The sequence below is a fragment of the Succinimonas sp. genome (assembly GCF_045225735.1).
GTDB lineage: Bacteria > Pseudomonadota > Gammaproteobacteria > Enterobacterales > Succinivibrionaceae > Succinimonas.
The window spans coordinates 1-12,923 of sequence record NZ_JBGVBR010000026.1 but is presented as its reverse complement, the minus strand read 5'-3'; the positions used below and the strand labels follow the sequence as shown (position 1 = coordinate 12,923).

Below are 12,923 nucleotides of genomic sequence, written 5' to 3'. Positions count from 1 at the left end.
TCTCAAACTGCAATCCTTTTTTGTCAGGGTGGTTCCTCATGCTGAAGTCCTTCATAAATTCCTTGCTCCTTTTTACCCTTGCCGGGACTGTTTCCTGGGAATGCCAGGCCCTGACTCTGGCAGAATTCGCCGCGGCCAACGCTCCTGATAATGCCGAGGAGAACGCTCAGGCTCCCGCTGACGAAGCCCTCTTCCGGGAAAGGGAACAGTTTGTCATGAAAATTAATGAAGCCATGATGAAGGAGGATCGGGAAGCCATTAAGCATGGCGCCGTTACCATGTTTGACTACTGCCTCTCAACAAAGATCTCCTTCAAAAAATCCTCCGCCCGCGCCATGTACGCCACCTATGAAATCAGTCAGGCCCGGGGGAATCAGGATTTTCTGGATAAGAGGGTGCTTCTCAGAGGAACCGTGGCCGAGGTGCGCAATGCCGCCGGAAAGGATCCGGAGCTTTTCTTCCGGGCCGGCGACAAAACCTCTCCCCATGCTGTCCGGGCCGTCTTTGCCAGTCCCGCAGCAGATGCCGCCAAAATAGCCGCCCTCAAAAAGGATGAGGATACCGCGCTTTTGTGCACCGGAGCCGGCATCACGGACGAAACCCCGGAGGCGAAGGACTGCGAATTCATTGACCGCTATGCCGATGACTGCGAAAAAACGAAGCTCGCGGCCATTGCCGGCATTCAGCAGGGCAACTTTAAAGTTAACATTACGGATTTGGGGAACTGGACGCTGACCTATCTTATCGCCGCGGAATCCCCCGCCTTTATGAAGGAATGCCTGAAGGGCTCCTGCGAAACCAATCAGGAGCTTTTTGAGAGCGTCTTCGGAAGCGCCTACTTTCCCATGGTCTTCAAGGGCGTTAAGCCCCGGCTGAGCCCCCCGGAACAGAAAAGAATCAGCGCCATGAAAGCCGCGGTCTGGCAGTATCTTATCTACAAGAAGATCGTGGATCCCGCCACCGGAAAGCTTATGGTGCCCGATACGGAGATCCCGGACTTAACCCTGGTGAACACCTATGTGAAAAAGACCCGGTAGGATCCCCCCGCTATTCCTGAGCCAGGGAGCAGCTCTTGCGATGCCCCAGCTGGCAGGCCCGGGCAAAAAAGCTCCGGGCTTTTGTCCGATTCTTCGCCGTCCCGAGGCCGTACCTGTGGAGATACCCGAGACCGGCGCAGCTATGCCCGTTATCAAGATCGCAGCCCTTCCGGTAATACTCCAGAGATCGGGCGTAATCCCGGCTGACTCCCAGACCCTGCTGATAAAGCCAGCCCAGATTGGAGCAGCCCATGCCGTCATTCATGCCGCAGGAAAGCTCATAAAGCTCCCGGGCCCGGCCGTAATCCTGCGCTGTTCCAGAGCCGTTCTGATAATACCAGCCCGCTCTCGCGCAGCCTTTGGAGCTCTTAAGCCGGCAGGCCTCTTCAAAATTCCGGAGGGCCAGAGCCTTTTCGTTTTTCTTCTCGAGAGCAAAGCCCCGGCTGAGATACCGGGAGCGCTGAGATCCGGAGCCGGGGGATTCCGCTCCGGACAGGTTCGGGCTTTCCTTCGGGGCGGGATCTCCCCGCATCCCGGATTCCGGGATGCGGGTGGGGATACAGTCCTGACAGGCCTCGCCGGCGGAATGATGCTGCCAGAAGACAGCGGCCGCTCCTGCCAGAAGGAGCGCTGCAATGATAACGGCTCCTCCGTGTCTCCGGCCCTTCCCTCCTTCCGCTGCCGTATTGGTCTTCTCAGGATCTCCGGGGTTATCCCTTGCGGGAGGTCTCGCATTAAGAGCTTTTTTAATGATTGCGGCGGCATTTCTGTCCGGCAGGAACTCGCTCGCAAAAAGAAGATCCTTTGCGGCGGCGGCAATACAGCGCGCATATCCGGAGGGATCGCATTCCAGAAGATGCTGCATTTTGCTCCTGAAATCCTCCGGACTCTGATATACGGAGCTTCCGGCCCGGAAGCTCCGCTCTCCGGAAAATGACCAGCCCAGAATGCAGGCGATCTCCCGGTCGGAAAGATCCCGCCTTCCTGTGATCCTCCTGAGACGGGAAAGGATCTCCCCGAGGGACGGGCTTTTAACGATTTCCGCGGCGTAATAGGCCAGAAAATCCGTCCGGAACAGGGAAGCCCCATGGTTAATCAGTCTGGTGTCGCCTCCGGCATTGGCTTCCTTCAGGAGATCCCGGGCCAGATCCGCCATGCTCCCGTACCCCCGGCCGTCCGCATAAAGCTCCTTTACGGAGGGATCCAGATGGTACATAAGAGAGCAGAAGATGCCGTATGCCTGCGCCGGAGAGTTTGCCAGAGCCTCTTCCGCCCGGCGCGCCATGGCGGCCTTGGCTTCGTCATAAAGACTGTAATGGTGGTAAATGATGCCCCGGCCCAGTTCCCGGATCCCCGGTTCCGGATCCGCCAGGAGCGCCCGGACAAAGGAACCGGAATCGGGGTATTTTATGCCGTTAAAGAGATAGGGAGGGAAACCGGCAAACTCCGGGGGCGTTTTGGGAGCATATTCTCCCGGCACCGGCTGCTTCTCCCCCTTAAGCCATGCAGAAACCTCCGGGTACCCCCACCTTCTGTGGGGATTATCCCGGTCATTCCGCCCGGAAATATCCCGGTAGGTAAGCCCCAGCACCAGATCCCGGAGTTCCCCGGGGAAATTGTCCGGAAAGCTGATTTTGTTCACCGCCGCCAGCCGAGCGGACTCCTCGGGAGAAAGTCCGGCATTCTGGAAAGGAGTAAAACCGGCAAAGAGCTCAAATACGGTGATGCCCAGAGAGTAGTAATCGCTTTCCCGGTGAAAAATCCCCTGCACCGCCTCCGGAGCGGCATAAAGAGGAGTCATGCCCGTGCTGGTTCTTACCAGAGTTCTCCCGTCCGTATCAGAGCTGATGCCGAAATCGATAACGAGAATCCTCCGGCCGTCATCATCAGGAATAAGATTGGCCGGCTTAAGATCCCGGTGAATAATCCCCGCGCTGTGAATAACCCGGAGGGCTTCGTTTACCGAGGGGATGATCCGGCTCTTAAGATCCCGGAGGGTGAAACGTTTCCCCGCAGCAAGCTCATCAGCGAGACTGCCCCGGCGGTACCAGGGCATAATCACATACTGGTGTCCCTCATAAACTCCCGCCGCATAAACGGGAGCCACAAAGGGACTTCGGATGTCCCGGAGCTTTCTCAGAACGGATTCCTTCACGGCATCGGTTCTGCGGTAGTATTTAAGGAGGAGCTGCTCCCGGGAATTACGGGAGCACTCATAGATATCAGCCTCTCCGGAACGGAAATCCAGTCTTTTAATAACATGGAAGCCGTCAGGAAGCAGCGCTCCCGTGATGTCAGGAGCGGTTTCGTTATCCTCCCTGATGCGGGTGCTTTCTGCCGGCGCCTCCCTGCTGTTGATTCTCGTTTCCATCTGAAGCCTCGCACCCGTTTCCTTATGATTCCGCTGATCCCCGGCAGTCATGGTAATCCCCGCTGCAGAAAAAATCTCCCGCCGGATTCATAGTTTCGGGGAGAGGGATCACATCGTTTAAGGGGGCCGGATTGATTCATAGTCTCAGGGAGAAAGATGCAAAGATGACCTGAAAAACCGGACAAAAAAAGTGCATTTTTTCTGATCCGGAAACAGATTCTCATATCGGATGCATTAATCATGGATTTTTGACAGGGGTTGTGCTATTGTGATAATACCAACGTATATTTGATAAAAATTAGTCGTTATTCAGTAAATATTTGGCACTTTGCCTGATTTTAAGGACACGCAAACTATGGATATTTTAACGAATCTCATCTCAGATATCTCGCCTGACAGACTTCCGGAAATACAGCAGACAGATAAAAACAAGCCTAAGGCAGATTATCCCCGGGGCACCCATATCCGGACGCCGGATCCCTCGGAGCTGTCATCGCCATGGAAACACGGCATAGCTATAGGCAACAAAAAGATCATTGCCAGAAAAGGCAGCGAGATCACCATCATGGAGCTAAAGGAATTCTTTACGCTTCCCTGCGCCGAGGTCATTACCCATGATTACTCGGTATACACTCCTGATGAAATCGTCGCCCGGGCCATGGACATTGTGGTCAAGAGCAGGAGCTCCGGCATTATTCATCTGGACAGCTTCTGGACCTCAGAGGTTTTTGATGAAAGCTTTGACTCCATGCTCATGAACCGGAATCTGGCTATCCTGAACGAGTATATTTCCGTGATTATGCGCGCTCAGGAAAACCAGCCCCGGGAACGCCGCCCGAAACAGCGGGTCTCCCCGAACTTCTTCGAAGACTGAGCCCTGAAACAGGGAGGCCCGGCCTCCCTGAAGTCCCAGTCTCCCCCGGAGCCGCTTTTTCCGCTTTCCGGCTTCTGCTGTTCCTTTGTCCCCTTCCCCGCTTCTCCCCTCTTTGCCGTTCCGCATTCTTGCCGGTCTCAGGAATTTTCCGGGGCGCTGCTTGCTCCGCCGCACCATCAGGGTATTCCGCTGCTGCATATCCATGGGCTATGTCTTCTGCCGTTAATCCGCAGTCAACAACAAAAAAAATAAGCGGTGAGACCTTGCCTGATGCCATTTCTCACCGTTTTTGCGATCAGCTTATAGTGTGTACAACTGCAGCGCCGCTCTCCCGTCAGGTATGCGGCAAGGGCAGGAGATATCCCTTTAACCGCTAGGGGCTTCCAATGTTATGCCCCAGCAGGAGCAGAGGAAGTCTGAGATTTTGCCTCTTCCGGAAGAGTTTCAGGCTGTTCCTTCATAAACTTCCGCACATAATCAGGGGTGACCTGATAATGTTCAACAACAAAATCCACGATGTATTCATCAGATTGCTTCTGGATTTTCAGGGTATCAATCACTGTTAAAACCTTAACTTTTTGTTCCCAGAGATCTAATCCATTCATCATATTAACCTCATTGGTATTTCTTTCCTGGTAAATTATCCTGTGTTTGGTAAACGCGCAGATAAAGTCCGCAGTTTCCGTATCGGTACTTTTCTGCTCCTTAATCAGTTTGTCGAGCCCGGCATCATTCTGGTGCTTGACGACCTTAAGGGCAAATCCGCAGGCGGTGCTCAGTTCACAAAATATCCGTTATCCGCATCTTCAGAAAGCCTGGGCGTAACAATCATGTTAATGTCAGGCCGCTGGCTGTTCAGGATCCGCCGGAAGCCGGCATCTCCTGCGTCAGGAATTTCATGAAGCCGACATGGCTATCTGAGGATGCCCAAATCCTTACGCAGCCACAACACAAAAAAAAATAAGCGGTGAGACCTTGCCTGAAGCCATTTCTCACCGTTTTTGCAACTAATTTTATAGTATGTTACAGCTGCGGCGCCGCTCTCCCATCTGGGATGCAAGCAAGGGCAGGAGATCCCTTTAACCGCCGGGGGGGCTCCCAATGTTATGCCCCGGCAGGAACAGAGGAAGCCTGAGTTTTTGCCTCTTCCGGAAGAGTTTCAGTCTGTTCCTTCATAAGCTTCCGTACATAATCCGGGGTTACCGGATGCCGTTTAGTAACATAATTCACAATGGCTTCATCAGAATCCCCTTTGTCTTTCAGAATCCCAATCGCCTCTAAAACCTTAACTTTCTGTTCCCAGAGATCTAATCCGTTCATCATATCAACCTCATTGGTATCTTTTTCCTGAAATATTTTCTTATGTTTGATAAACGCGCTGATAAAGTCCGCAGTTTCCAAATCAGTACTTTTCTGTTTCTTGATCACATCAGCGAGCCCGGTATCATTCTGGTGCTTGACCACCTTAAGGGCAAATCCGCAGGCGGTGCTGAATTTCTTAAAATCATCGTCCTCTATCTCTGCGGGAGAAACGATGTTAAGTCGGTAATTGTTGATGTACTGCAAAAGCTCCCTGTTCTTTACGTTCAGAATTTCATGAAGTTCCGTGGGACCGTCCCAGGGCTTGCCGCTCAGGTTCAGCACCAGCGTAATAACGGGCTTCAGTTTATCGTCTTTTTTCATGCCGGACAGAAATTCCGCGCTGTCTGTCATTCTGATCGTAACTACGCCATTTTCACACGTCAATTCCGCATCATCATTATTGCCGGCATTATCATTATTTCCGGTGTTCCCGGCTTTCTGCCGTTTGCGCAGACGCTTGATATCGGAAATCTGAGTTGCATAACTCAAGGCATCATAAAGCATGTTCCGCGCTGTCATGCCGTAATGAACTGTGCTTTGAAGCTCCAGTCCCAGGAGCATAAACACTGCGTCCTCGTTTTCTCTGGCGCCCCAGAGTTTCAGAAGGTCGCGATGACGCTGCACTGAAGTGCTGCTCTTTTCCCCGAAAATCCTGGCCGCCTCTGTGGAATCCATAGGGCTGAGTTCCTCGGGCTTAATGACTTTTTTGCCGCTGAAAAGAAAGAAGTTAAAGGCGTCGGCGAAAAAAGCATCGTTGGCAAAGTAATGCTTTGCCGCGGTATCTTTTTCTCCCAAGATAATCCTCCTTATTAAAGTGATGTCAATATAAAACCTTTTGAGCGATTGCTCATGATTGATATAGAAATTGTAGTGCTTTCGGGAGAAATGTAAACACTTTTTGCAAAAACAGTCAGAAAAACACAAATTTTTGGCATAAAACTCGCTAATTTAAAGGATTTTGCTTATTTTTTGACCAGTTTTAGACCGGTGATTTGCGAGGAGACATGATTTTCAGGAGGTGAGACTGGAGACAGGGACGGATAAAGCGTCCTCTTGGGATTTTCCGGCATTAGAGTAAAATAGCTCCGCAAACATGCCTGCCCCGGGGAACTGCCAAAGGCTCCCGAGACACGCGGGCATCTTTGCATTTATCAGTTTCGCATTTAGCAGTTTTTTTCAGCGCCGAGGCCCGGAATCGCCATGAATATGAAAACTTCCCCTGCTCTCCCGGAGCTGCCCGACTGGACACTCTGGGCCGGGCGTCCCTGGATCATCGCCTTCAGCGGCGGAGCGGACTCCGCAACGCTTTTGGATCTGGCCGCCCGCAACCGCAGTCTAGCCTCCGGCATTGAAGCCGTTTATGTGCACCACCATCTCCAGAGCATTGCGGATGACTGGGCGGTTTTCTGCCGGGAGCGCTGCCGGGAGCTTGATATCCCGTTTACCGCGGAGCACGTCACCGTGGACACCTCCCGGGGATCCGTGGAGGCCGCCGCCCGGGAAGCCCGCTACCAGGCGCTTTCCCGGCATATGCTGGCTCTTAATAATCCGGTGCTTTTTGTGGCGCACCATCAGGACGATCTGCTGGAATCAGCGCTTCTGGCCCTGTTTCGGGGGAGCAGCCTCCGGGGGCTTACCTCCATGAAGCCGGAAAAGCCCTTCTGCAACGGAACTCTGGCCCGGCCGCTTCTGTCTCTCACCAGAAGGGACATTGAGGAGTACACCCGGGAACACGGCATTTCCTTCGTAACGGATCCCACCAACCGGGATAACAGCTACGACCGGAACTTTATCCGGAACCGGGTGACGCCGCTTCTTAAGGAACGCTTTCCGGACTGCCCTGGAAGCGCAGCCCTCACTATGGCCCATCTCGCCATGGAGGATCGGGTGCTTGAGAGTTATCTTGACGATCTGGTTTCCCGCTGTGCCGTCAGGCTGCCGGAGCCGGCCGCTCCGGGACTGGATCTCGCGGGCTTCTCGCCGGAAAAGGATCGGGATACGGTAATCCTCCTTATGAGAGCCTATCTCCGGAAAAGAGATCTTTCCCTCTCCCATGGAAAACTGGAGGAGCTTTTTCGGATGTGGGAGCAGGACACTCCGGAAAAGATCGGTTTTGTTCTGGAAAACGGCATACGCATCGCCCTCTCCGGGAACCGCATTTTTACCGCTCCGGCCGTTCTGGAGGAACTCCGGGGCTGCGAGGTCAGGCTGCTCCCGCCGGAAAACGCTCCGGGAACAGAGCTTCTGGGCCAATGGGGCCGCTTCCGGTTCCGCATTGTTCCGGCGGGAGCGGCTTCTCCTGCCCTGGCGGCTTCCCATGATATTAAGCCGGCGCTGCCTCCGGAAATCACCCTCCGCTTTCTCCCGGAGCTCTCCCTGAAGCTCCGCTTCCCGGGACGGCAGGGACACTCTCTCCTGAAAAACTTCTGGAAGGAAAACCGCATCCCGGCCAGTCTCAGAGGCTTTTATCCCGTCTGGATCCAAAACGGGGCCATTATGGGAGTCTGGCATCTCCGGGATACGGTGTCAGGAAGGGAAGCTTACGGAGAAAGCGAAGAAAAGGACGAGCGGGGCTTTCCGAAGCCGGCGAGCTCCGGGTGGCGGCTTCTCATAAGGAATGAAAACGGGGAAATACCGGCCTAGCGGGCAGAAAGAGCAGGCTGGCCGTTAAATCAGTTTGCCGGAGACGGCATGCCGGGGCCGGCCCGGTCATGCCCGGCTCCGCATCAGCCGCCGTTCAGGGGCAGCTCTACAGGTTCGCCCTTCCCGCTGCCGGTCTCCGGAGCTTTTTCAGAAGGGGCGGGCGCGGCGGGAGCATTTTCTGATACCCCGCCGTCAATCAGGAGAAGCTCGCCGGATGCGGCTTCATCGGCAGCTTTGCTGTCGGAATTGCCGTCTGCCGCATCCCGGGTCTCGCTGTCATCGTTGTCACTGGCGGCATTCATGTCGCTCTGGCTCACCGCCACGCTGCTCACGCCGTCACCGCTCTTAAGGCAGAAAAGCCGCGGGGTAACCTCCTCGTAATTGCTGAAGATATAGCGGTAGAACATCTGCTCGGAATAGCTGAAGGCGGTTTCCACCATGTTGCGGGCTTCGGCATCCCGGTAGGCATTAAGCTTCTTGCCGGTAATGACGATAAACCGGGGCTTGAAGAAGGTGATGGAGCTCAGCACCTTCATGCGCACATCGTAGCCGGGGTTGACATTGCCGAAGAACAGATGCGGCGCGGCGGGATTGCGGTCGGTCCAGAGGTAGTACTGCGGCGCGTCTCCCTCCACCCAGATGCGATCCTGATCCTGAGTCCGGGCCTTGATGACGTCCACGATCTCCTGCGTGTTCTCATCCCAGGGGCGGCCCCGGGAATAACCCAGAACGATGGCATAGACTCCCAGAATAAAGGCGGCGATGATGCTGAGGCACAGGAACATGGTATGGCTGTGCCAGTAGCGGCCGGCCAGCTTTCTCAGGAAGAACAGCCCCGCGGCCAGTCCTCCGGCGATAAGGGTGTCAATTCCCACGTGAGTCCAGACGGTGTAGAGAGACCACTCGTGATGATCCCATGTCCAGAGAATATGCTCGGACAGGAGATAGATGATCAGGAAAAAGATGGTAAGGAAGCTGATGTTAATGTCCTGGATCACGTGGAGGTAGCGATGCACCAGAAAGCCCAGGGGCAGGAACATGAACGGCAGGAAGAGCTCGTCGTAATGATCGAAGATATGGCCGGAAACGCTGTTGGCGATTACCGCAAAGATGATGCCCAGGATGAGATACAGCATAAACCAGTTCCGATCGTTATACTGAGAATTCATAATGAGGTAGTTGTCCTTCCGGAACAGCACCAGCGTCATCCCCAGAAACAGCGGCAGAAGCCCGGTCCGAAAAAGTCCCGTAAGTCCGGCCAGAATGCTGAACCCCGGAGTGCCGTAGGCGCCGTCCTTGAAAAATATGGAAATGCTGTAGAACACCGCCTCGTTCACCAGGGGCATGCCGCCCTGATGGTAGAAGTAAAGCCCGAAGCCTCCGAATACCAGAGCCAGCCCGATGAGGCTGCTGGCAAACAGGCCCAGAGCCCCCAGATACTTCTTGTTGCAGAGGAGGAACAGGAACAGCATGGCATACCAGGCCCCGAAATAGGCGCCGTTATTGATGCGCATGGAAACGGTGAGCCCGAACAGCACGGACACGAAAAGCCCCATGCGCCAGCTGAACCGCCGGAGTCCCAGCATCAGGGCGAAGGGGTAGCTGGCGATCATGGAAAAGTACAGGGCAAAGTCTTCCGTCATGTTGCCGTAATAGTAACGGAAGCCGTGCAATGTCAGCACCATGACAATGGAACAGAAGCGGGCCAGAGGACTCAGCCGGAATACCCGCATGGCCAGATCCAGGGAGATCACGCCGAAGACCAGCAGGATGGTTTCAATAAAGGCGATGCCCCGGAAGCCGCCGATGCGGTAGCCGATAAGATCCATGAAGAAGATGCCCGGCCCCTTGATGTCAATCACATCCCGGTACAGCACCTCCCCCTCGGCGAACATTTTGCCGACGACCGCAAAAAGAGAGCCGTCAAACCCCGGAGCCTGCCCGAACCACAGCGGGTTCAGGAAGGAGAAGGACAATGCCATAAAGCAGAGGGAACAAAGAATAACCTCGTGTTCGTTGTTCTTAAGCCAGGAGCTCAAAATATTGCTCATGAAAGCTCTCCCTGATGATTAAAAAGCCTGCAAAATCATTCCTGCCCGGAGGCGGTATCCTCCAGACGGAAGATCCGCACCTGGGCCACGGTGTTGTTTTCAACCTGGGTAATCCGGAACAGCCAGCCGTTCCGGATAAGCTCCGTGCCGGCCTCCGGCAGGTTCTGCAGTGTTTCGATAATGAAGCCCGCCAGAGTGTGGTAGTGGGCGCTGGGGTCGATATGACAGCCGGCGCGCATTTCCAGCTCCGACAGCGGGATGTCCGCCCGGGCCAGAAAGGAGCCGTCGTCCAGCCGGCGCAGCTCGGCCATTTCGCTCTGCTCCGGGAGATCCCCCGAGAAGCATTCCATAATGTCGTGCATGGTCACTAAACCCTCGTAGTTGCCGAATTCGTCCAGCACCAGCACGTTGTAGATCTTGGAGCTCTTCGCCTCCTGCAGCGCCTTGAGCACGCTGACGGTTTCCGGGATCATGAGGGGCTGCTTCACCAGCTTCCCGAAATCGATGCCGTCCCGGCCGGCAATAACCTCCTGGGTCAGCACCTCGGACTTGTTGATAATGCCGATGGGGGCGTCCCGGTTGCCGTCCCGGTAGGCCACAAGATGGCTGTAGGGGCTGTCGGCCAGAGCCTTCATGATGTCATCCCGGCTCTGGGAGATATCCACCATCACCACATCGCGGCGGGCGGTCATAATGGAGCGTACCGGCTGATTGGAAAGCTGCAGCACCCGGGAAACCATGTCCTTTTCGGCGGAATCGAACACCGCCTCCGGGGGCGCCACGATGGATTCCTTGATGGACTGCACCTGACTGTCGTTCCGGGATCCCAGGATCCGGAGCACCAGAGACGCCGCCAGCTCCCGGCTGTTCTTAATGTTGGAGCTGAGCCGGAGACTGTTTTTCCGGGCGATCTGGTTGAAGATTTCGATAAGGATGGAAAACCCGATGGCCACATAGAGGTAGGTCTTGGGCACGTGAATATGAAGGCCCTCCGCCAGAAGAGAAAAGCCGATCATGAGGAGGAAGCTGAGACAGAGGATCACCAGGGTGGGATGCCGGCTCACAAAAAGCGTCAGCGGCCGGGAGCTCCAGACCATGATGATCATGGCGATAATCACGGCAAACATCATGATAAACACATGCTCGCACATGCCCACGGCGGTGATCACGGAATCCAGGGAGAACACCGCATCCAAAACCACGATCTGCATGACCACCAGACCGAAGGCATGAGTGGCCGCCTTAGATTCGGAAACCCGTTCCTCCTGCCCCTCCAGCTTGTCATGAAGCTCCGCCGTGGCCTTGTAAAGAAGAAAGGCGCCTCCCGCCAGCATAATGATGTCCCGCGCGGAAAACTCCACCCCGAAAAGCTCCGCCAGGGGTTCTGTCAGGGTGACAATCCAGGAAATGCAGGAGATGAGGAGCAGTCTTACCAGAAGAGCCATTCCCAGTCCGACATAACGGGCCTTGTCCTGCATTTTCAAGGGAAGCTTGGAAGCCAGCACTGCGATAAACACCAGATTATCGATGCCCAGGACTATCTCCAGCACCACCAGGGTGAGGAGTCCAAGCCAGGCGGACGGATCATAGATCCACATCATGTCAAACACGTTCAGCGATTCTCCGTACGAACAGAATGGGGAAAAATAAAGGAATTCAGACAAATATTCGTCATTGATAAATCAATTATACATAGAGAACCGGAATTCACGGGATATTTCTTTGGCAAAAGCGGGATATCCGGAACACGGGCCGGCAAAACCATTCTCCAGGACGCAAAAACCGGAACCGGAGATAACGCCGGGAGCCTGACCGGAATGCGGCTGATGGCAGTGAGGAGAACAGCAGGGTGAATGAGGTGTTCAGGAAGGAGAAATATAAAAGGAAGAACGCCACGCAAGCTCTGACAGGGGATAAAACAGCTCCTTTGGAACAGAAAAAGTCTCTGACCTGTCCGTATACACCGGGGAGAACTTTCAGAAAAAAAAACAGTGCCGGCATCGGAAATCACCTCCGAATACCGTGCTGTCATCGTAAGCGGGAAAAGTCAGCAAAAAATACTGTTAGCTACGGCTTTGCAGTAATGTTTCAAATTCCTGATCCGTTACGCCGAGTTGCGCTGATGCCACATCTCTTGCGATAAAGCCTGCTATGTACAAGTCTAGAACAGCGCTTATCTTACCCCTTGCCTCGCCTATTTTCTCGCCCTCTTCTCTGCCCTCTATTCTGCCCTGTTCAGCAGCATTCTGGCATTCCCTCTCAAGATAGTCATGAAATTCTTCCGAGGTTCTGATTGAAAGATCCATCGTCTTCATCTCCTGTTACCGCAACACTCATTACCGGCTCTATGAACGGCTGAAAACGTAAAACCGAAACACTTTCAGAACAATAAAGACAGCGGAAATACTGTCAGCAATATTTTTGCAGCAATATTTCAAATTCCTGATCCGTTACGCCGAGTGTTGCTGATGCCTCATCCCTTGGGATTAAACCCTTTTTGTAAAAACAGACAACTGTTTTTTCCTCACCTTCCCTTCTGCCCTCTTCTCTGCCCTCTTCTCTGCCCTCTTCTCTGCCCTCTATTC

Annotated in this window: 9 protein-coding genes; 3 read left to right on the top strand and 6 right to left on the bottom strand. The window is 54.3% G+C overall.

Annotated features, from left to right (window positions below):
* Positions 1–1,037: OB-fold protein (locus ACJROR_RS00935; protein ID WP_406545463.1), on the top strand; the 1,037-nt coding region annotated here is incomplete at its 5' end.
* 10 nt (positions 1,038–1,047) lie between these two features.
* Here the strand turns inward: ACJROR_RS00935 and ACJROR_RS00930 are convergent.
* The gene (locus ACJROR_RS00930; protein WP_406545462.1) at positions 1,048–3,459 is read right to left on the bottom strand and encodes a protein kinase domain-containing protein; all 2,412 of its coding nucleotides are present in this window, start codon (positions 3,457–3,459) and stop codon (positions 1,048–1,050) included.
* Positions 3,460–3,763: 304 nt separating this feature from the next.
* On the opposite strand from ACJROR_RS00930, the gene ACJROR_RS00925 reads away from it, so the two are divergent.
* Positions 3,764–4,282, top strand: a complete 519-nt coding sequence (locus ACJROR_RS00925; RefSeq protein WP_406037869.1) for a hypothetical protein — start codon at positions 3,764–3,766, stop codon at positions 4,280–4,282.
* A 389-nt stretch (positions 4,283–4,671) separates the two neighbouring features.
* Here ACJROR_RS00925 and ACJROR_RS00920 read toward each other — a convergent pair whose 3' ends face one another.
* Positions 4,672–4,890: a hypothetical protein gene (locus ACJROR_RS00920; RefSeq protein WP_406545461.1), complete on the bottom strand. Its 219-nt coding sequence runs from the start codon at positions 4,888–4,890 to the stop codon at positions 4,672–4,674.
* A 496-nt stretch (positions 4,891–5,386) separates the two neighbouring features.
* The gene (locus ACJROR_RS00915) at positions 5,387–6,439 is read right to left on the bottom strand and encodes a hypothetical protein (RefSeq protein ID WP_406545460.1); all 1,053 of its coding nucleotides are present in this window, start codon (positions 6,437–6,439) and stop codon (positions 5,387–5,389) included.
* A 405-nt stretch (positions 6,440–6,844) separates the two neighbouring features.
* Here ACJROR_RS00915 and tilS point away from each other — a divergent pair, with 405 nt between their 5' ends.
* Entirely contained in the window at positions 6,845–8,287 is a 1,443-nt protein-coding gene (gene tilS / locus ACJROR_RS00910; protein WP_406545459.1) for a tRNA lysidine(34) synthetase TilS, read from the top strand.
* Between the two features lie 83 nt (positions 8,288–8,370).
* Here the strand turns inward: tilS and ACJROR_RS00905 are convergent, their stop codons facing one another.
* The 3 genes from ACJROR_RS00905 to ACJROR_RS00895 form a co-directional block, all read right to left on the bottom strand.
* Positions 8,371–10,338 carry a hypothetical protein gene (locus tag ACJROR_RS00905; protein WP_406545458.1) on the bottom strand — a complete coding sequence of 656 codons (1,968 nt, stop codon included), beginning with the start codon at positions 10,336–10,338 and terminating at the stop codon, positions 8,371–8,373.
* Positions 10,339–10,373: 35 nt separating this feature from the next.
* Positions 10,374–11,939, bottom strand: a complete 1,566-nt coding sequence (locus ACJROR_RS00900; RefSeq protein ID WP_406037895.1) for a TerC family protein — start codon at positions 11,937–11,939, stop codon at positions 10,374–10,376.
* A 462-nt stretch (positions 11,940–12,401) separates the two neighbouring features.
* Positions 12,402–12,653 carry a hypothetical protein gene (locus ACJROR_RS00895; RefSeq protein WP_406545457.1) on the bottom strand — a complete coding sequence of 84 codons (252 nt, stop codon included), beginning with the start codon at positions 12,651–12,653 and terminating at the stop codon, positions 12,402–12,404.
* Positions 12,654–12,923: the final 270 nt, after the last annotated feature.